The organism is Pseudomonas guineae (genome assembly GCF_900113745.1).
In the GTDB taxonomy this organism is placed as follows: domain Bacteria; phylum Pseudomonadota; class Gammaproteobacteria; order Pseudomonadales; family Pseudomonadaceae; genus Aquipseudomonas; species Aquipseudomonas guineae.
Genome location: NZ_FOQL01000001.1, coordinates 392,815 through 413,483, shown reverse-complemented (window position 1 = coordinate 413,483; position 20,669 = coordinate 392,815). Strand labels below are relative to the sequence as shown.

The 20,669-nt window shown below is 57.3% G+C and carries 18 protein-coding genes; all 18 read left to right on the top strand.

Annotated features, from left to right (window positions below):
- The first annotated feature begins 23 nt into the window (after positions 1-23).
- Positions 24-767, top strand: coding sequence for a 30S ribosomal protein S2 (gene rpsB, locus BMZ32_RS02015; RefSeq protein WP_090238886.1), 744 nt, complete (start codon positions 24-26; stop codon positions 765-767).
- Positions 768-950: 183 nt separating this feature from the next.
- On the top strand, positions 951-1,820 hold the full coding sequence (gene tsf, locus BMZ32_RS02010) for a translation elongation factor Ts (RefSeq protein WP_090238883.1): 870 nt from the start codon (positions 951-953) through the stop codon (positions 1,818-1,820).
- 189 nt (positions 1,821-2,009) lie between these two features.
- Positions 2,010-2,759 (top strand): UMP kinase, encoded by a 750-nt coding sequence (pyrH, locus tag BMZ32_RS02005; protein ID WP_090238880.1) that lies wholly within the window; start codon positions 2,010-2,012, stop codon positions 2,757-2,759.
- Positions 2,749-3,306 carry a ribosome recycling factor gene (gene frr, locus BMZ32_RS02000; RefSeq protein WP_090238877.1) on the top strand — a complete coding sequence of 186 codons (558 nt, stop codon included), beginning with the start codon at positions 2,749-2,751 and terminating at the stop codon, positions 3,304-3,306. Before pyrH ends, frr begins: the two co-directional genes overlap by 11 nt.
- A gap of 22 nt (positions 3,307-3,328) precedes the next feature.
- The gene (gene uppS / locus BMZ32_RS01995; protein ID WP_167376733.1) at positions 3,329-4,078 is read left to right on the top strand and encodes a polyprenyl diphosphate synthase; all 750 of its coding nucleotides are present in this window, start codon (positions 3,329-3,331) and stop codon (positions 4,076-4,078) included.
- Positions 4,078-4,893 carry a phosphatidate cytidylyltransferase gene (locus tag BMZ32_RS01990; protein ID WP_090238871.1) on the top strand — a complete coding sequence of 272 codons (816 nt, stop codon included), beginning with the start codon at positions 4,078-4,080 and terminating at the stop codon, positions 4,891-4,893. The genes uppS and BMZ32_RS01990 overlap by 1 nt, the downstream gene beginning before the upstream one ends.
- A complete protein-coding gene (gene ispC / locus BMZ32_RS01985) occupies positions 4,890-6,074 on the top strand; it encodes a 1-deoxy-D-xylulose-5-phosphate reductoisomerase (protein WP_090238868.1) in 1,185 nt (394 codons plus the stop codon). Before BMZ32_RS01990 ends, ispC begins: the two co-directional genes overlap by 4 nt.
- Positions 6,075-6,095: 21 nt before the next feature.
- On the top strand, positions 6,096-7,448 hold the full coding sequence (gene rseP / locus BMZ32_RS01980; protein ID WP_090238866.1) for a sigma E protease regulator RseP: 1,353 nt from the start codon (positions 6,096-6,098) through the stop codon (positions 7,446-7,448).
- 89 nt (positions 7,449-7,537) lie between these two features.
- A complete protein-coding gene (gene bamA / locus BMZ32_RS01975) occupies positions 7,538-9,925 on the top strand; it encodes an outer membrane protein assembly factor BamA (protein ID WP_090238863.1) in 2,388 nt (795 codons plus the stop codon).
- A 43-nt stretch (positions 9,926-9,968) separates the two neighbouring features.
- Positions 9,969-10,472, top strand: a complete 504-nt coding sequence (locus tag BMZ32_RS01970) for an OmpH/Skp family outer membrane protein (RefSeq protein ID WP_090238860.1) — start codon at positions 9,969-9,971, stop codon at positions 10,470-10,472.
- The gene (lpxD, locus tag BMZ32_RS01965) at positions 10,472-11,533 is read left to right on the top strand and encodes a UDP-3-O-(3-hydroxymyristoyl)glucosamine N-acyltransferase (RefSeq protein WP_090238858.1); all 1,062 of its coding nucleotides are present in this window, start codon (positions 10,472-10,474) and stop codon (positions 11,531-11,533) included. Before BMZ32_RS01970 ends, lpxD begins: the two co-directional genes overlap by 1 nt.
- A gap of 48 nt (positions 11,534-11,581) precedes the next feature.
- Entirely contained in the window at positions 11,582-12,022 is a 441-nt protein-coding gene (gene fabZ / locus BMZ32_RS01960; RefSeq protein ID WP_090238855.1) for a 3-hydroxyacyl-ACP dehydratase FabZ, read from the top strand.
- Positions 12,019-12,795 (top strand): acyl-ACP--UDP-N-acetylglucosamine O-acyltransferase, encoded by a 777-nt coding sequence (lpxA, locus tag BMZ32_RS01955; protein WP_090238852.1) that lies wholly within the window; start codon positions 12,019-12,021, stop codon positions 12,793-12,795. The genes fabZ and lpxA overlap by 4 nt, the downstream gene beginning before the upstream one ends.
- A 3-nt stretch (positions 12,796-12,798) precedes the next feature.
- A complete protein-coding gene (gene lpxB / locus BMZ32_RS01950) occupies positions 12,799-13,932 on the top strand; it encodes a lipid-A-disaccharide synthase (RefSeq protein ID WP_090238849.1) in 1,134 nt (377 codons plus the stop codon).
- Positions 13,932-14,528, top strand: a complete 597-nt coding sequence (rnhB, locus tag BMZ32_RS01945) for a ribonuclease HII (protein WP_090238846.1) — start codon at positions 13,932-13,934, stop codon at positions 14,526-14,528. Before lpxB ends, rnhB begins: the two co-directional genes overlap by 1 nt.
- A 157-nt stretch (positions 14,529-14,685) precedes the next feature.
- Positions 14,686-18,207, top strand: a complete 3,522-nt coding sequence (gene dnaE / locus BMZ32_RS01940; RefSeq protein ID WP_090238843.1) for a DNA polymerase III subunit alpha — start codon at positions 14,686-14,688, stop codon at positions 18,205-18,207.
- A 168-nt stretch (positions 18,208-18,375) separates the two neighbouring features.
- On the top strand, positions 18,376-19,326 hold the full coding sequence (locus BMZ32_RS01935; protein WP_090238840.1) for an acetyl-CoA carboxylase carboxyltransferase subunit alpha: 951 nt from the start codon (positions 18,376-18,378) through the stop codon (positions 19,324-19,326).
- On the top strand, positions 19,327-20,640 hold the full coding sequence (tilS, locus tag BMZ32_RS01930; RefSeq protein ID WP_090238836.1) for a tRNA lysidine(34) synthetase TilS: 1,314 nt from the start codon (positions 19,327-19,329) through the stop codon (positions 20,638-20,640).
- The last annotated feature ends 29 nt before the right edge of the window (positions 20,641-20,669 follow it).

Below are 20,669 nucleotides of genomic sequence, written 5' to 3'. Positions count from 1 at the left end.
ACCCGACTTATCAAGGAACTACCATGTCCCAAGTCACTATGCGCGATATGCTGAAGGCCGGTGTGCACTTCGGTCACCAGACCCGTTACTGGAACCCGAAAATGGGTAAGTACATTTTCGGCGCGCGTAACAAGATTCACATCATCAACCTTGAAAAAACCCTGCCAATGTTCAACGACGCACTGTCGTTCGTTGAGAAGCTGGCTTCGGGCAAAAACAAGATTCTGTTCGTCGGCACCAAGCGCTCCGCTGGCAAGATCGTTGCTGAAGAAGCAGCACGTTGCGGTTCGCCGTACGTCGATCATCGCTGGTTGGGCGGCATGCTGACTAACTACAAAACCATCCGTGCCTCGATCAAGCGTCTGCGTGATCTGGAAGTTCAGTCCCAGGACGGTACTTTCACCAAGCTGACCAAGAAAGAAGCGCTGATGCGCACCCGTGATCTGGAAAAACTGGATCGCAGCCTGGGTGGTATCAAGGACATGGGCGGTCTGCCAGACGCTCTGTTTGTGATCGACGTTGACCATGAGCGCATTGCTATCACCGAAGCCAACAAGCTGGGTATCCCAGTTATCGGCATCGTTGACACCAACAGCAGCCCGGAAGGTGTTGATTACATCATCCCAGGTAACGATGACGCCATTCGCGCCATCCAGCTGTACATGGGTGCCATGGCTGATGCTGTGATCCGTGCTCGTAACAATGCAAATGGCGGCACCGACGAATTCGTCGAGCAAGCCCCTGCTGCAGAAGCTGCTGAAGGCTAAGTAAGGCGCGCATAGCGTTTACTTGGTTTGCGAAAAGGGGGCCTAGCCCCCTTTTTGCCACCTTTAAAACCATTGTCGACGTGCAGTTGCAATTATTTCTGCGGATAGTCGGCAATGCGTTACGAATTGAGCGCCCGTTTTTAGCGGGTGGAATGGTTAACAACCTATCCAGAGGATTTTGAAATGGCAGAGATTACTGCAGCGTTGGTAAAAGAACTGCGTGAGCGTACTGGCGAAGGCATGATGGACTGCAAGAAGGCCTTGACCAAGGCTGACGGCGACATCGAAAAAGCCATCGACGACATGCGTGCTTCCGGCGCGATCAAAGCTGCCAAGAAAGCCGGCAACGTGGCTGCTGAAGGCGCTATCAGCGTTAAAGTGGCTGAAGACGGCAAGTCGGCCGTGATCCTTGAGGTCAACTCGCAAACTGACTTCCTAGCTCTGCAGGACGACTTCAAGAACTTCGTTACCAGCAGCATCGACAAAGCGTTCGCTGAGAAGCTGACTGACGCCGCTCCGCTGATCGCTTCCCAGGAATCGGCGCGCGAAGCCCTAGTGGCTAAAGTTGGTGAAAACGTAAACATTCGTCGCCTGGCTCGTGTTGAAGGTGACGTGGTCAATGCTTACCTGCACGGCAACAAGATCGGTGTTGTGGTCGTCCTCAAAGGCGGTGACGCTGATCTGGCCAGAGACATTGCCATGCACGTAGCGGCAAGCAATCCAGAGTTCCTGCTGCCGACTGAAGTCTCTGCTGAAGCGATCGAGCGCGAGAAGGCCGTGTTTATGGGCCTGAACGAAGACAAGATCAAGGGCAAGCCGGCTGAAATCGTCGAGAAGATGGTTGGCGGCCGTATCCAGAAGTTCCTCGCTGAAGCCAGTCTGGTTGAGCAAGCCTTCGTTAAGGATCCGGAAATCAAGGTCGGTGCTCTGGCCAAGAAAGCCGGTGCTGAAATCGTTTCCTTCACCCGCTTCCAAGTAGGCGAAGGCATCGAGAAGCCGGTCGACAACTTCGCTGAAGAAGTTGCTGCCCAGGTGGCTGCCAGCAAGCAGTAAGGCAGTTAACCGCTGTCGCCCCGAAGAGGCTGCCCGCTAACGCGCGCGGCCTCTTTGTCAAATTAAGGGCGCAGCGGAGCAATACAGTGTTTGGGCGTTGGCACCAATCACTGAGGGTGCTGTCGAAGCGCTCAATAAAGGCGAACGCATGGTTCGCACAGAATTCAAACGCCGCAGGAGAGACTCGCAATGGCTCAGCAGATGAGTGGTCGTCAACCGCGCTATAAGCGCATTCTGCTCAAACTTAGCGGCGAGGCCCTGATGGGGGCAGAAGACTTCGGTATCGACCCGAAGGTACTTGATCGCATGGCCCTAGAAGTCGGCCAGTTGGTCGGTATCGGCGTGCAGGTCGGCCTGGTGATTGGTGGCGGTAACCTGTTCCGCGGCGCGGCGTTGAGTGCGGCGGGTATGGACCGGGTTACTGGCGACCATATGGGTATGTTGGCCACGGTGATGAACGCTTTGGCTATGCGTGACGCGCTGGAGCGTTCGAATATCCCTGCGATCGTGATGTCAGCGATCTCCATGGTGGGTGTGACTGACCACTACGATCGACGCAAAGCCTTGCGTCATCTGAAAACCGGTGAGGTGGTGATTTTTGCTGCTGGCACTGGTAATCCGTTTTTCACCACTGACTCGGCGGCTTGCCTGCGTGCCATCGAAATTGATGCTGATGTCGTGTTGAAGGCGACCAAGGTCGATGGTGTGTACACTGCCGATCCATTTAAGGACCCGCATGCCGAAAAGTTCGATCGCCTGACCTACGATGAGGTGCTCGACCGCAAGCTGGGCGTCATGGATCTGACAGCCATCTGTCTGTGCCGTGACCACAGCATGCCGCTGCGCGTTTTCAATATGAACAAGCCCGGTGCCCTGCTGAACGTTGTAGTCGGCGGCGCCGAAGGCACTTTGATTGAGGAAGATAGCCATGATCAATGAGATCAAGAATGACGCGCAAACGCGTATGCAGAAGAGCCTGGAATCGCTAATTCATGCCTTTAGCCGTATTCGTACCGGTCAAGCGCACCCAAGCATCCTCGGTGGCGTTATGGTGCCTTACTACGGTTCAGATACACCGCTGAATCAGGTTGCTAACGTTACCGTCAAAGATTCGCGCACCCTTCAGGTTGTGGCCTTTGAGCGCAACATGCTGGCTGCAGTAGACAAGGCGATCCAGAGTTCCGGCCTGGGCTTCAACCCGACCAACTTGGGCGAGTTGCTGCTGATTTCGATGCCAGCGCTGACCGAGGAAACCCGTAAGGGCTTCACTAAGCAGGCGCGTGATGCCGCTGAGGATGGTCGTGTAGCCGTACGTAATATTCGGCGCGATGCCTTGAGCCAGTTGAAAGACTTGGTCAAAGAGAAAGAAATCAGTGAGGACGAGGAGCGTCGTGCCGCCGATGATGTGCAGAAGCTGACCGACAAGTTCGTGGCCGAGATCGAAGTGGCGGTTAAGCAGAAAGAAGCGGATCTGATGGCCGTTTAACGGCCAGGATATCGTCATGGAAATGACCAAAGACGGTAGTCTGCCCGGCGTGCCACGGCATGTGGCGATCATCATGGACGGCAATAATCGCTGGGCGAAGAAGCGTCTGCTGCCTGGCGTTGCTGGCCACAAAGCCGGTGTCGACGCAGTGCGTGCGGTGATTGAGGTGTGTGCTGAAGCGGGGGTTGAGGTGCTAACCCTATTCGCCTTCTCAAGTGAAAACTGGCAGCGTCCAGCTGAGGAGGTCAGTGCGCTGATGGAGTTGTTCCTCAGTGCGCTACGTCGTGAAGCGAAGAAGCTCAATGCCAATGACATCAGCTTGCGTATTATTGGTGATCGCTCGCGCTTCCATCCAGAGTTGCAGGCAGCCATGCGGGAGGCTGAGGTGCAAACGGCCGGCGAAAAGCGTTTCGTCCTGCAGGTGGCTGCTAACTATGGCGGCCAGTGGGATATCGCCCAGGCCGCGCAGCGTCTGGCGCGTGAGGTTCAAGGTGGCCATTTGCGCGCTGAGGACATCACTCCCGAATTGTTGCAAAGCTGTTTGGTAACCGGCGATTTACCCTTGCCTGACTTGTGCATCCGCACTGGCGGCGAACACCGCATCAGTAACTTCCTGCTCTGGCAATTGGCCTACACCGAGCTGTATTTCTCCGACCTGTACTGGCCGGACTTCAAACACGACGCCATGCGCAAAGCCTTGGCCGATTTTGCTAGCCGCCAGCGTCGCTTTGGGAAAACCAGCGATCAGGTGGCTGCTGAGGCTCGTAGTTAATGCTCAAGCAACGAATTATCACGGCGTTGGTGCTGTTGCCATTTGCTCTGGGCGGTTTCTTTCTGCTCGATGGTGCGTTGTTTGCGCTGTTTATCGGTGCAGTGGTCAGTCTCGGGGCCTGGGAATGGGCGCGTCTGGCTGGTTTTACTGTGCAGATTCAGCGCGTCGCTTTCGCTGCGTTGGTTGCGCTGTTGCTATTAGGTTTGTACTTATTGCCTAGTCTGGCGCCCTGGGTGTTGCTGTTCGGGGTTGTCTGGTGGGTGGTGGCGACTTTTCTGGTGCTGGGCTATCCGGCTAGCAGTCGTTATTGGGTAGCTACTCCGGCTAAATTGTTGATTGGTCTACTAATTCTGCTGCCCGCTTGGCAGGGGTTGGTGTTGTTCAAGCAGTGGCCTCAAGCGAATTGGCTGATTCTGACGGTCATGGTGTTGGTATGGGGCGCCGATATTGGCGCCTATTTTTCTGGTCGTCGTTTCGGCAAGCGCAAGCTGGCCCCTCAGGTCAGTCCCGGCAAAAGCTGGGAAGGCGTGTTTGGCGGTTTACTGGTGACGCTGCTGATCTGCGTTGGTGTGGCGATTTACCGCGACTGGTCATTTGCCAGCCTGCTCTTCGGCTTAGTCGGCACCGCTGTGGTGGTGCTGGTTTCGATCGTTGGCGATCTGACTGAAAGCATGTTCAAGCGTCAATCGGGGATTAAGGACAGCAGTAATTTGCTGCCGGGGCACGGTGGTGTGCTGGACCGTATCGACAGTTTGACGGCGGCGATTCCAGTATTTGCCGCGTTGTTGTGGTTGGCGGGTTGGGGCGCGCTGTGAGTCATCTGCAGCAGGTTACAGTGCTGGGTGCGACCGGCTCGATCGGCTTGAGCACTCTCAGCGTGATCGCCCGTCACCCGGAACGTTATCAGGTGTTTGCGTTGTCCGGGTTCAGTCGTCTGGCTGAGCTGGAGGCGCTGTGCGTGATTTACCGTCCGCGTTTTGCGGTGGTGCCGCAGGCGCTGGCGGCTGGTCATCTGCAGGAAGCTTTGCACGCTGCCGGGTTAGCTACTCAGGTGCTGCATGGTCCGGAAGGTTTGTGTCAGGTAGCGGCTCATCCCGAGGTGGACACCGTGATGGCGGCCATCGTCGGGGCCGCCGGCTTGCCGCCGACTTTGGCAGCGGTGGAGGCGGGCAAGAAGGTTCTGCTTGCTAATAAAGAAGCGCTGGTGATGTCCGGCGCCTTGTTTATGCAGGCTGTCAAACGCAGTGGTGCGGTGCTGCTGCCGATCGACAGCGAGCACAACGCGATTTTCCAGTGCCTGCCGGGTGATTATGCTCGTGGTCTGCAGCAAGTCGGTGTGCGCCGTATATTACTGACTGCTTCGGGCGGTCCATTCCGTGAAATGCCGCTGGAGCAGTTGCACACGGTTACGCCTGAGCAGGCGTGTGCACACCCGAATTGGTCGATGGGGCGCAAGATTTCGGTCGACTCGGCCAGCATGATGAACAAAGGCCTCGAGCTGATCGAGGCCTGCTGGTTGTTTGACGCTAAACCAGCACAGATTGAAGTGGTGGTGCACCCGCAGAGCGTGATCCATTCGTTGGTGGATTATGTGGATGGTTCGGTGTTGGCCCAGTTGGGTAATCCGGATATGCGTACGCCCATCACTCACGCCCTGGCTTGGCCTGAGCGGATCGACTCAGGTGTCGCGCCGCTGGATCTATTTGCCATCGCCCGCCTTGACTTCCAGGCGCCAGATGAAGAACGCTTCCCTTGTCTGCGCTTGGCCCGCGAGGCAGCGCAAGCCGGTGGAACTGCTCCGGCCATGCTCAATGCGGCCAACGAAATAGCGGTTAGAGCTTTTCTAGAGCGACGCATCCGCTTTCCTGAGATCGCGCGTATGATCGAAGACATTTTGCACACTGAGCCCGCCCTGGCGGTTGAAAGTCTGGATACGGTGCTGGCGGCCGATGGCCGGGCGCGTGATCTGGCTGAGCAATGGCTGAGTCGGCGCTGATCGCTGACGCGGAGAAGTTTGATGAGTGCGCTTTATATGCTGGTTGGCACCTTGGTTGCACTCGGGGTGTTGGTAACCATTCATGAATTTGGACACTTTTGGGTTGCCCGTCGTTGTGGCGTGAAGGTGCTGCGTTTTTCCGTAGGCTTTGGTACACCCTTGCTGCGTTGGCATGATCGCCAAGGTACCGAGTTTGTAGTGGCCGCCATCCCGTTGGGCGGTTACGTAAAAATGCTCGATGAGCGCGAAGGCGAAGTGCCGCCGGAGTTGCTTGATCGGTCGTTTAATCGCAAGTCGGTGCAGCAGCGTATAGCCATCGTGGCGGCCGGCCCGATAGCCAACTTTTTACTGGCGTTGCTGTTCTTCTGGGCTGTGGCGATGCTGGGTAGCCAGCAGGTGCGCCCGGTAATCGGCTCGGTAGAGGCTGGCAGCCTGGCTGATGTAGCCGGGCTGCAGGCGGGTCAGGAAATCATGACGGTTGATGGCCAGCCGACCACGGGCTGGGCTGCAGTTAATCTGCAGCTAGTCAGTCGTCTCGGTGAGAGTGGTCGCCTGGATCTGGCGGTGCGCGAGCCGGGTTCTTCGGTCGACAGCCCTCGGCAGATCGAGCTGGATAACTGGCTGCGCGGTGCCGAAGAGCCCGACCCCATCTCCTCTCTCGGCATTCGGCCGTGGCGTCCGGTGTTGCAGCCGGTGCTGGCGCAACTTGATCCCGAAGGGCCTGCGTTTGCAGCCGGTTTGCAGGTTGGCGATCGTCTGCTGGCGTTTGAGGGGCAGCGATTAGCTGATTGGCAGCAACTGGTCGATCAAGTCCGGGGTTTACCGGGTAAAAAAATCACCCTGTTGGTAGAGCGTGAAGGTCAGCAGCTGGATATTCCCTTGACCCTGGCTGCTCGCGGCGAAGATCAAGCGCTCAGCGGTTATCTTGGTGCGGGCGTAGCGGGGGGGGAGTGGCCGCCTGAGATGCTGCGTGAGGTTAGTTATGGGCCTTTGGAAGCAATCGTCGAGGGTGCCAAAAATACTTGGACAATGAGCGTTCTGACCCTTAATTCACTGAAGAAAATGCTGTTTGGTGAGCTCTCGGTAAAAAACTTGAGCGGGCCGATAACCATTGCTAAAGTGGCGGGCGCTTCTGCTGAGTCGGGTTTGAGTGATTTTCTAAAGTTCCTCGCCTACCTAAGCATTAGCCTGGGGGTTCTTAATTTGTTGCCTATCCCAGTATTAGATGGGGGGCATCTGCTGTTTTATCTGGTCGAGTGGGTGCGTGGTCGTCCACTGTCGGAACGGATACAGGGTTGGGGGATGCAGATCGGTATCAGTCTGGTAGTTGGGGTTATGTTACTGGCCCTGATCAATGACTTGAGTCGCCTGTAGCTATTGCTGAATTACGCTCACCGTATGTACAAAAAGTGTCGCCTTAAGCGGCAGATTTTTTATTGTCAGTTGAAATAAGAAAGGACTTCATGAAACGTCTGCTGCTACCTGTGGTGCTTGCCGCACTGATGATCACCGAAGTTCACGCCGAGTCCTTCACCATCTCCGACATTCGGGTCACCGGTCTGCAGCGCGTATCTGCTGGCAGCGTATTCGGTGCCTTGCCCCTAAGCGTGGGGGCGCAAGCGGATGATCGCGCGCTGGTCGAGGCATCTCGCGAACTGTTCAAGACCGGTTTCTTCCAAGACATCCAGCTTGGCCGTGATGGCGACGTATTAGTCATCAGCGTCGTTGAGCGTCCGTCGATTTCCGGTATCGAGATCGAAGGCAACAAGGCCATCAGTAGCGAAGACTTGCTCAAGGGCTTGAACCAGTCCGGTTTGGCCGAAGGCGAGATTTTCCAGCGTGCCACACTCGAAGGTGTGCGCAACGAGTTGCAGCGTCAGTATGTCGCCCAAGGCCGCTACTCCGCCGAAATCGAAGCTGAAGTGATCCCGCAGCCGCGCAACCGCGTGGCGCTGAAGATCAATATCAATGAAGGTTCAGTTGCCGCCATTCAGCACATTAACGTGGTGGGGAACTCGGTTTTCTCCGATGAAGATCTGATCGGCCTGTTTGAGTTGAAAACCACCAACTGGCTCTCTTTCTTCAAGAATGACGACAAGTACGCTCGTGAAAAGCTCTCCGGCGACTTGGAACGCTTGCGCTCCTATTACCTGGATCGCGGCTATATCAATATGGATATCAGCTCCACGCAGGTGTCCATTACCCCAGACAAGAAACACGTCTATGTCACGGTCAACGTTGATGAGGGCGAGAAGTTCACCGTAGGTGAGGTCAAACTCAGCGGTGACTTGAAGGTGCCAGAAGAAGAAGTTCGCGCCTTGTTGCTGGTTCAGCAAGGCCAGGTGTTCTCGCGCAAAGTGATGACCACCACGTCCGAGCTGATCACCCGCCGCCTGGGTAACGAAGGCTATACCTTCGCCAACGTCAATGGCGTGCCGGAGGCCCATGATGATGGCACGGTATCCATCACCTTTGTGGTCGACCCGGGTAAGCGCGCTTACGTTAATCGAATCAACTTCCGCGGTAACACCAAGACAGAAGACGATGTGTTGCGTCGTGAAATGCGCCAGATGGAAGGTGGCTGGGCTTCGACCTACCTGATTGATCAGTCCAAAACTCGTCTGGAGCGTTTGGGCTACTTCAAAGAAGTCAACGTCGAAACACCGCAAGTGCCGGGTACCGATGATCAGGTTGACGTTAACTACAGTGTCGAAGAGCAAGCCTCTGGCTCCATCACTGCCAGCGTCGGCTTTGCCCAGAACGCCGGTTTGATCCTGGGTGGCTCGATTACCCAGAACAACTTCCTCGGCACGGGCAACAAGGTCAGTGTGGGTTTGACCCGCAGCGAATACCAGAGCAGCTACAACTTCGGCTTCGTGGACCCCTACTGGACGCCGGACGGCGTCAGCCTGGGCTACAACGCCTTCTTCCGTGAAACCAATTACGACGAACTGAATACCGATGTGTCTAGCTACTCGGTGGACAGTTACGGTGCGGGCGTCAGCATTGGTTATCCGATTAGCGATACTTCGCGTCTGACCTATGGCCTGACCATTCAGAACGACAGCATTGGCACCGGTAACTATACCGTTGACGAGATTGTCGACTTTCTTGACGCCGAAGGTGACAGTTACCTAAACCTCAAGGCCTCGGTGGGTTGGTCTGAGTCGACCCTTAACCGTGGCGTTCTGGCGAACCGTGGGCACTCTCAAAGCCTGGTATTTGAGACCACGGTGCCGGGCAGTGATCTGTCGTTCTTCAAGGTGGATTACCGCGGCCAGATCTTCAAGCCGCTGACTGATACCTACACCCTGCGCCTACACAGTCAGTTGGGTTATGGCGAAAGCTATGGTTCGACCAGCGAGCTGCCGTTTTATGAAAACTACTACGCCGGTGGTTTCAATTCTGTACGTGGCTTTAAAGACAGCAGCCTGGGACCGCGGAGTACACCAAGCGTGGCGCGTATTAATGGTGTTCCAAACTTCACTGAAGGTGCCGGCCCAGGTGACGATGGGCGTTATACCGACGACCAAGACCCAGTGCCATTTGGCGGCAACGTCCTGATTCAGGGTGGTGTAGAGCTGCTGTTCCCGATGCCATTCGTTAAAGATCAGCGCTCGCTGCGTACCGCGTTATTTTGGGATGTGGGTAATGTCTTCGACACCAACTGCGGTCAAACTCAAGCCAGCTGCAACAATATTGATCCGGGCCAGCTGGCCAGTTCGGTGGGTGTTGGTCTGACGTGGATTACCGCGCTGGGGCCGTTGAGCTTTAGTTTGGCCATGCCAATCATCAAGCCGGATGATGCCGATACACAAATTTTCCAGTTCTCTCTCGGTCAGACGTTCTAAGCGTCGGATTATTGAATATCAACAGTTTTGCAGGAGTTGCACCGTGCGTAAGTTGACTCAGCTGGTTTTGTTAAGCGTTGCCCTGCTGGCGACTCCGGCATTTGCCGAGATGAAAGTAGCGGTATTGAACTATCAGATGGCCTTATTGGAGTCTGATGCAGCCAAGCGTTATGCCGTGGATGCCGAGAAGAAGTTCGGCCCGCAGTTGAACAAGCTGAAAACCCTGGAAAGCGATGCCAAGCGCATTCAGGATCGTCTGGTCAAAGACGGTGAAAAAATGCAGACCGCTGAGCGCGAGCGCCTGGAGCTTGAATTCAAGCAAAAGGCCCGTGATTTCCAGTTTCAGTCGAAAGAGCTGAATGAGTCTAAGGCTGTAGCGGATCGTGAAATGCTCAAGAAACTCAAGCCGAACCTGGACAAGGCTGTGGAAGAAGTGATCAAAACCGGTAACTTCGACCTGGTGCTCGAGCGCGGTGCGGTGATTGATGTCAAACCTCAGTTCGACATCACCCGTCAGGTTATCGAGCGCATGAACAAGCTGCGCTGATCATGAGCATGCCGGTTTATACCCTTGGCCAGCTGGCCGAGCGTTTAGGTGCCACCTTGCGTGGCGCCGAAGACCAACCGATCAGTGGTTTGGCCACCTTGCAGGAGGCGGGCCCTGATCAGTTGAGTTTTCTTGCCAATGCGCAATACCGTAAGTTTCTCTCCGGCTGTCAGGCGGGTGCGGTGCTGTTAACTGCAGCCGACGCCGAAGGCTATGCCGGTAATACACTGGTTGTGGCCAATCCCTACCTGGCTTATGCCGAACTCTCTCATCTGTTTGATCGCAAGCCGCGGGCTCTGCCGGGTGTGCATCCGACTGCTGTTGTAGCGGCGGATGCGCAGGTCGATGCCAGTGCCAGCATTGGTGCTTATGCGGTGATCGAGAGTGGTGTACAGATTGCCGCTGGCGTGACTGTCGGCGCGCAGTGCGTTATCGGCGCGCGCTCAATGGTTGGCGAGGGCGGCTGGTTAGCCCCGCGCGTCACGCTGTATCACGATGTGCGTATCGGCAAGCGTGTAGTGATTCAATCCGGCGCAGTGATCGGGGGTGAGGGCTTCGGCTTTGCCAACGAGAAGGGCGTTTGGCAGAAGATCGCGCAGATCGGTGGCGTCACGATTGGCGATGATGTCGAGATCGGTGCCAACACCACCGTCGACCGTGGCGCGTTGTCGGACACGCTGATTGGTAACGGGGTCAAGCTGGATAACCAGATCATGATCGCGCACAACGTGCAGATCGGTGATAACACCGCCATGGCTGGCTGTGCGGGTATTTCGGGCAGCACCAAAATCGGCAAGAACTGCATGATCGCCGGCGGTGTCGGCATGGTTGGGCATATCGAGGTGTGCGACAACGTGTTCGTCACCGGCATGACCATGGTCACCCGCTCAATCACCGAGCCCGGTTCCTATTCGTCGGGCACTGCCATGCAGCCAGCGGCAGAGTGGCGCAAGAGCGCGGCACGGATTCGCCAGTTGGATGACATGGCGCGACGCCTGCAACAGTTGGAAAAGCAGCTGGCCGCCGTGACCTCTGCCGCTGACACTTCATCTGATGCCTGAGCCGGTATTTACCGGCTTCTCTTTTTTCTCTTACAGGCTCTTCTGCACATGATGGACATCAACCAGATTCGCGAATACTTGCCGCACCGCTATCCGTTCCTGCTGGTGGATCGGGTGGCTGAGCTGGATCTTGAAGGCAAACGTATTCGTGCCTTCAAGAATGTCAGCATCAATGAGCCGTTTTTCAACGGGCACTTCCCTGAGCATCCGATCATGCCCGGCGTATTGATCATAGAGGCCATGGCTCAGGCCGCCGGCATTCTTGGTTTCAAGATGATGGATCTGAAGCCCTCCGATGGCACCCTGTATTACTTTGTTGGTTCGGACAAACTACGCTTTCGTCAGCCAGTGGTGCCAGGTGACCAACTGATTCTTGAGGCGCGCTACCTGAGCAGTAAGCGCAGCATTTGGAAGTTTGAGTGCAAGGCTAGCGTCGACGGCAAGGAAGTCTGCTCGGCAGAAATCATCTGTGCGGAACGCAAACTATGAGTTTGATTGACCCTCGCGCGATCATCGATCCCAGTGCCAAGCTGGCTGACGACGTAGTCGTTGGCCCTTGGTCGATAGTCGGGGCCGATGTGGAAATTGGCGAAGGTACAGTGATCGGCCCCCATGTGATCCTCAAGGGGCCGACCCGGATCGGTAAACACAACCGCATCTATCAGTTTTCCTCGGTTGGCGAAGACACCCCTGATCTTAAGTACCAAGGCGAGGCGACTCGCCTGGTGATTGGCGACCACAATGTGATCCGTGAGGGTGTCACCATCCATCGTGGCACCGTGCAGGACCGCAGTGAGACCACCCTTGGCGATCACAACTTGATCATGGCCTATGCCCACATCGGCCATGACAGCGTGATCGGCAATCATTGCATTCTGGTCAACAACACCGCGTTGGCCGGGCATGTGTGGGTGGATGACTGGGCGATTCTTTCCGGTTACACCCTGGTTCATCAGTTCTGTCATATCGGTGCGCATAGCTTCTCTGGCATGGGCACGGCGATTGGCAAGGACGTTCCAGCGTTTGTCACTGTATTTGGCAATCCGGCTGAAGCACGCAGCATGAACTTCGAAGGTATGCGCCGCCGTGGTTTCAGCCCCGAAGCCATTGCTGCGCTGCGTCGCGGTTACAAGACGGTCTACCGCCAAGGGTTGACTGTTGAGCAGGCAATGAGCGAGTTGGCCGAGTCGGCAGCAGCGTTTCCCGAGGTCGCGATCTTCCGCGATTCCATTAAGGCTTCGAGCCGCGGTATTACCCGATAATTTATGACTGACCTGATGCGTGTCGCGCTGGTCGCCGGCGAGGCGTCTGGCGATATTCTCGGTGCCGGCCTGATGCAGGCCCTCAAAGCGAAGCACCCCACTATTGAATTTATCGGTGTCGGTGGCCCGCTGATGCAGGCCCAGGGGCTCAAGTCCTATTTTCCGATGGAACGCTTGTCGGTAATGGGGCTGGTCGAGGTACTGGGCCGCCTTCCCGAATTGCTGTCGCGGCGCAAACGCCTGATCAATACCTTGATCGCGGCAAAGCCGGATGTGTGTATCGGCATCGATGCGCCGGATTTCAACCTGACCCTTGAACTCAAGTTGCGGCAGGCTGGGATAAAAACCGTGCATTACGTCAGCCCATCCGTGTGGGCCTGGCGGCAGAAACGCGTGCTGAAAATTCGTAAAGCCTGCGACCTGATGCTGACCCTGTTTCCGTTCGAGGCGCAGTTCTACCAAGACCATCAGGTGCCGGTGCGCTTTGTCGGCCATCCGCTGGCCGATACTATTCCGCAGCAGGCGGACCGCGCGGCGGCGCGTGAGGCGCTGAGCCTGGCCCACGATCAGCCAGTGGTCGCCTTGATGCCAGGCAGTCGTGGTGGTGAAGTGTCGCGTCTGGGTAGCCTGTTTCTCGATGCGGCAGTGCGTTTGCGGGCCTTGCGCCCCGGTATCCAGTTTGTCTTGCCTTGCTCCAGTCCGGAGCGCCGTGCTCAGCTTGAGCAGATGCTGGTCGGCCGCGATCTGCCGCTGACGCTGCTTAACGGTCGCTCCCATGAGGCGCTGGCTGCTTGCGATGCAGTGTTAATTGCCTCCGGTACCGCGACCCTTGAGGCGCTGCTGTACAAGCGCCCTATGGTGGTGGCCTATAAGGTTGCGCCGTTGACCTATCGCATCCTCAAGCGCCTGGTCAGCAGTGCCTACATTTCACTGCCGAACTTGCTGGCTGAGCGCTTGCTGGTGCCCGAGTTGATTCAGGACGCGGCAACCCCCGAGGAGTTGGCGCAACTGTTGGCGCCGCTGCTGGACGGCGGCGAAGTGCAGACCGAAGGCTTTGATGTGATTCACCGCGCGCTGCGCCGCGATGCTTCGTTACAGGCCGCCCAGGCCGTGCTGCAGCTGACAGGTCGCGGCTGATGCAGTTGGGACTGGATTTCACCCTGGTGCAGGAACTGGTCGCCGGGGTCGATGAAGTGGGCCGTGGCCCGCTTTGTGGCGCAGTGGTAACCGCGGCGGTGATTCTCGATCCGGCACGGCCGATTCTCGGCCTCAACGACTCGAAGAAGCTAACCGAGGCGCGCCGCGAAAAACTCTTCGATGAGATTTGCGAAAAAGCCTTGTCTTGGTGCATTGCCCGGGCAGAGGTGGAAGAAATCGACCAGCTGAACATTTTACAGGCCACCATGCTGGCCATGCAGCGCGCGGTCGAGGGCTTGAGTGTCACGCCTAAGCTGGCGCTTATCGACGGTAATCGCTGCCCTACGCTCCAGGTGCCCAGCGCTGCAGTGGTCAAGGGTGATAGCCAGGTGCCCGCCATTGCCGCAGCCTCGATCTTGGCCAAGGTTAGCCGTGACCGCGAGATGCAGCAGCTTGATCAGCAATACCCGGGCTACGGGATTGCTGGGCACAAGGGCTATCCCACGCCAATGCACCTGGAGGCGTTACGTCGCCTGGGGCCAACGCCGATTCATCGACGCTCGTTCGGCCCGGTGCGTGCACTGCTTGAGGAGTAGGGTGGATCACGCCTTATCGATCCACCGAGTGCAGGGGCGGTGGATGTAAAGAACGACATCCACCCTACGCCGCGATGCCTGATCCACATGCTGCTGTTTGCACCTAGGCCCGGTACAATCCGGGCCTTGTCGTTTTTGTGTTTTGTATAGGACTGCCATGACCGCCTCGTTCGTCCACCTGCGTTTGCATACCGAGTTTTCCCTGGTCGATGGCTTGGTGCGGGTCAAACCACTGATCAAGTCGGTGGCGACTGCCGGCATGCCGGCCGTAGCAGTAACCGACATGAGCAATATGTGCTCGTTGGTGAAGTTCTATAAGGCCGCCATGGGCGGTGGTATCAAACCGATCTGCGGTGCTGATATCTGGCTGGCCAGCGCCGAAGAAGATGGCCCGCTTAGCCGAATGACCTTGTTGGCGATGAATGCCAAGGGCTATCGCAACCTCACCGAACTGGTCTCGCGCGGCTGGAGCGAAGGGCAGAGCAATGACCTGGTGATCATTCAGCGCGATTGGGTCAAGGCCGCCGCCGAGGGTTTGATCGCTTTGTCCGGCGCCAAGGATGGCGAGGTCGGTCATGCTTTGCTGGATGGCGAGCAGACCACTGCCGAGGCGTTGTTGCAGGAGTGGATGACGGTGTTTCCCGAGCGCTTCTATCTTGAAGTGCAGCGCACCAACCGGGTCAACGATGAAGAGCATGTGCATGCGGCTGTGGCGTTGGCTGACAAACTCGGTGCGCCGCTGGTGGCGACCAATGATGTGCGTTTTATCAACGAAGATGATTTTGCCGCTCACGAGACCCGTGTGTGTATTGGTGAGGGCCGCAGCCTGGACGACCCACGCCGGCTGCGCACCTATTCCGACCAGCAGTACCTGAAGAGCCCGGAGGAAATGGCCGCGCTGTTCAGTGATTTGCCGGAAGCGCTGGAAAACACCATCGAGATTGCCAAGCGCTGCAATATCGAGGTGCAACTGGGCAAATACTTCCTGCCGGACTTCCCCGTGCCTGACGGCCTGACCATGGATGAATACTTCCGTCAGGTCTCGTTCGAGGGCTTGGAGGAGCGTCTGGCGGTGCTTTGGCCGAAAGACACCACGCCGAACTATGAAGAGAAACGCCAGGTTTACATTGATCGGTTGAATTTCGAGCTGGATATCATCATCCAGATGGGCTTCCCCGGTTACTTCCTGATCGTAATGGACTTCATCAAGTGGGCGAAGAATAACGGCGTGCCGGTTGGCCCAGGTCGTGGGTCAGGTGCCGGTTCGCTGGTGGCCTACGTGCAGAAGATCACCGACCTCGACCCGCTGGCCTATGACCTGCTGTTCGAGCGCTTCCTCAACCCCGAACGGGTCTCCATGCCCGACTTCGACGTCGACTTCTGCATGGACGGTCGTGACCGCGTTATCGACTACGTGGCCGAGAAATACGGCCGTAATGCGGTCAGCCAGATCATCACCTTTGGCACCATGGCGGCCAAGGCGGTGGTGCGTGACGTGGCGCGGGCCCAGGGCAAGTCCTATGGCCTGGCAGATCGGCTGTCGAAGATGATCCCCTTCGAAGTCGGTATGACCCTGGCAAAAGCCTATGAGATGGAGGAGCCGCTGCGCGACTTCCTCAAGGTCGATGAAGACGCCCGCGAGATTTGGGAGATGTCGCTTAGGCTCGAAGGTATTTGTCGCGGTACCGGTAAACACGCCGGTGGTGTGGTCATCGCGCCGACCAAGCTGACTGACTTCTCGCCAATTGCCTGCGATGACGAAGGCGGTGGCCTGGTCACCCAGTTCGATAAAGATGATGTGGAATCTGCTGGCCTGGTGAAGTTCGACTTCCTCGGCCTGCGGACTCTGACGATCATCAAGTGGGCGATGGAAACCATCAACCGCGAGCAGGCCAAGCAGGGCCTACCTGATCTGAACATCGACTTTATCCCGCTGGATGACAAGCCGACCTTCCAAATGTTGCAGCGGGCTGAGACCACTGCGGTGTTCCAGCTTGAATCGCGCGGCATGAAGGAGCTGATCAAGAAGCTTAAGCCAGACTGCCTGGAAGATATGATCGCTCTGGTGGCGTTGTTCCGTCCGGGGCCGCTGCAGTCGGGCATGGTCGACGACTTTATCAACCGTAAGCACGGTCGTGAGCCGATTTCTTATCCGCATCAGGACTACCAGTACGCCGGCCTGGAGCCAGTGCTCAAACCGACCTACGGCATCATCCTGTACCAAGAGCAGGTGATGCAGATCGCCCAGGTCATGGCCGGCTACACCCTGGGTGGTGCGGACATGCTGCGCCGCGCCATGGGTAAGAAAAAGCCTGAGGAAATGGCCAAGCAGCGTGGCGGTTTTATCGAGGGCTGCACGAACAACGGCATCGACGCGAACCTGTCGGGCAACATCTTTGACCTGGTAGAAAAATTCGCCGGCTACGGCTTCAACAAGTCTCACTCCGCCGCCTACGGCTTGCTCTCGTATCAAACAGCCTGGCTCAAAGCACACCACTCGGCGGCCTTTATGGCGGCGGTGCTGTCGGCGGATATGCACAACACCGACAAGGTCGTGACCCTGATCGAGGAATGCCGCAGCATGAAGCTGCGCCTCGATGCGCCGGATGTGAACATCTCCGAGTTCAAGTTCACGGTTAACAACGAAGGTTGGATTATCTACGGCCTGGGTGCAATCAAAGGGGTCGGCGAGGGGCCGGTAGAGGCGATCGTCGAAGCGCGCCAAGCAGGTCCGTTCAAGGATTTGTTCGACTTCTGCTCGCGGGTGGATCTCAAACGCATCAACAAGCGCACGCTGGAGGCATTGATCCGCAGTGGCGCGCTCGATCGTCTCGGGCCGCATTTCCATGAAGAGCTGAAAGCCTACAAAGCTAATATCGACCGCAATCGCGCCGTGCTGATGACCGCTATGGAAGAGGCTGTGCAAGCTGCCGAGCAGACTGCTCGCAGTCATGATAGTGGTCATATGGACCTGTTCGGCGGGGTGTTTGCCGATACTGAAGCGGATGTTTACCGCAACCACTTGCGTGCCCGTGACCTGACCCTTAAAGAACGCCTTAAGGGTGAGAAAGACACGTTGGGTCTTTACCTGACCGGCCACCCGATTGATGAATATGAAGGTGAAGTGCGGCGCTTTGCTCGCCAGCGTATTGTCGATCTTAAGCCGGCGCGAGGTGATCAGACGATTGCGGGCTTGGTGGTTAACCTGCGGGTGATGAAAAACAAGAAAGGCGACAAGATGGGCTTTATTACCCTGGATGATCGCTCCGGGCGGATTGAAGCCTCCTTGTTTGCTGAGGCGTTCAACAACGCACAAGCGCTTCTGCAAACCGACGCTCTGGTGGTGGTTGAGGGTGAGGTGAGCAATGATGATTTCTCCGGCGGTCTGCGCCTGCGCGCCAAGCGGGTGATGAGCCTGGAGGATGCGCGAACTGGCTTGGCTGACAGCTTACGGATTAAAGTCGCTAGCAGTGCCCTGCAGGGTAATCGCCTGCCTTGGCTGGCCGAGTTGTGTGGTCGTCATCGCGGTGCTTGCCCGATTACGGTTGACTACAGCGGCACTGATGCCAAAGCACTGTTGCAGTTTGGAGAGGGTTGGCGTATTGAGCCGGCTGACAGTCTGATTCAGGCATTGCGTGACCAGTTCGGCCGTGACAACGTCTTTTTGCACTACCGCTGATTTGCGAAGCTCAGGCTTCGCCGGTTGGTCGTGATACCCAGTGGGTTCTGTATTGAAATTTTTCGTGCAGAACCGGGTGTCGACCTTAATGCGCCTGCTGCTATAAGGTAGGGCGCGATAACGGATACAGCTCCCGGCCACTTGGCCGTCGACGCAAGACGGATGACTATGAACCCGAATTTTCTCGATTTCGAACAGCCGATCGCCGACCTGCAAGCCAAGATCGAAGAGCTTCGCCTGGTCGGTAACGACAACTCGTTGAACATCACTGATGAAATCGCCCGCCTGCAGGATAAGAGCAGCTCGCTGACCGAAAGTATTTTCGGCAACCTGAGCAGCTGGCAGATCGCCAAGCTGGCGCGCCACCCACGCCGTCCTTACACCCTGGACTACCTGCAGCACATCTTTACTGAATTTGATGAGCTGCATGGCGATCGTCATTTCTCTGATGACGCTGCTCTGGTGGGCGGCGTAGCGCGTCTGGACGGTGAGCCGGTGATGGTCATCGGTCATCAGAAAGGCCGTGAAGTTCGCGAAAAAGTACGCCGCAACTTCGGCATGCCGCGCCCTGAGGGCTACCGCAAGGCGTGTCGCCTGATGGAAATGGCTGAGCGCTTCAAAATGCCGATCCTGACCTTTATCGATACCCCGGGTGCCTACCCGGGTATCGACGCCGAAGAGCGTAATCAGAGCGAAGCGATTGCCTGGAATCTGCGTGTCATGGCGCGGCTGAAAACGCCGATCATCGCCACTGTGATCGGTGAGGGTGGTTCCGGCGGCGCGCTGGCCATTGGTGTGTGCGACCAGCTGAACATGCTGCAGTACTCCACCTATTCAGTAATCTCGCCGGAAGGTTGTGCCTCGATTCTGTGGAAAACCGCAGATAAGGCTCCGGATGCTGCTGAGGCGATGGGTATCACCGCTGAGCGCCTGAAAGGTTTGGGTATTGTCGATCAGGTGATTGGCGAGCCGCTTGGCGGTGCGCACAGTGATCCAGCGGCTGCCGCTGAATCGGTACGCCAGGCCTTGCTCGGTCAGCTGGATATGCTTAAGGCGTTCGATACCGAGGCTTTGTTGAAACGTCGTTATGAGCGCCTGATGAGCTACGGCATCGCCTAAATGAACTTGAGCGCCAGGTTGCTGGAATCTCTGGCGCCCTGGCGCAACGCGCCTGCTTGGCATATCGCCTTGTCCGGCGGGTTGGATTCCACGGTGCTGTTGCACCTGCTCGCGGGTCTCGCGCAACGCGAGGCGTTGCCGCCACTTTCCGCTATTCATATTCATCATGGCTTACAGGCTGCGGCTGATGCCTGGCCCGCGCATTGCCGTGAGCTGTGTGCCGGCCTGTCTGTGCCGCTGCAGGTCGAATATGTGCAGGTCGCACCGGGCGCCAGCCTTGAACGGGCGGCGCGCGATGCCCGTTACGCCGCTCTGGCTGCGCGTCTTGCGCCTGGCGATGTCGTGCTGACCGCACAGCATCGCGACGATCAAGCAGAGACCCTGTTGTTTCGTCTGTTGCGCGGTGCTGGCGTACAAGGTCTGTCAGCCATGCCGGTGAGTCGCGGATTGGGGGCGGGGTGCCTGGTTCGGCCGCTGCTGAACTGTTCGCGTGCTGAGCTGTTGGCGTATGCCCACGAGCAGCAATTGAGCTGGGTCGAAGATCCGTCAAATGCCGATGAGCGGTTCTCGCGTAATTATTTGCGGCGTCAGGTGCTACCGCCATTGCTCAAGCGATGGCCGCAGGCGTTGGTCAGTCTGTCGCGTAGTGCGGCGCACCTAAGTGAGGCGGGGCAGTTACTGGATGAGTTGGCGCAGCAGGATGTTGCTGCGGCTGAGACGTCTAATGAGTTTGCCTGGCTGGCATTGCCAAGTCTGGCACTGCCAGCTCTGCGTGACTTGAGTGAGGCGCGCCAGCGTAATGCGCTGCGTTACTGGTTGAGGCCGTTGACCTCGATGCCCGATAGCGAACACTGGGCGGGGTGGCAGGCGCTGCGTGATGCGGCCGTGGATGCCGCGCCAGTATGGAGGCTCGCGGCGGGGGAGTTACGCCGCAGTGATCAGCGTTTGTGGTGGCTGGCGGGAGACTGGTTGCGATCACCTGACGTGCCCAAGATTACGATTCAGAGTGGCCAGAGTGTGGTGTTGCCGGGTAATGGCAGCGTGCGCATTGATGGGGCGTTGCCAGCGGGTGCGTGGCAGTTGGATTACCGGCGCGCAGGCGATCAGTTTCAGGTGCTCGGGCGCGGGCATCGCGACTTAAAGCGTTTATTCAATGAATTACGGGTGCCGGTTTTTGTCCGAGATCGCCTGCCATTGATGCGTTTGGATGGCCGTGTGGTGGCAATCGCTAATCTGCCAGGACTGCAAGGTGCGTCCGATGGTAGCTGGCAATTAAATTGGCAGCCGCCGACGAGCGATCAAGGTTTGAGCTGATAAGCCCTTTCCGGTAGACTACGCTCCCG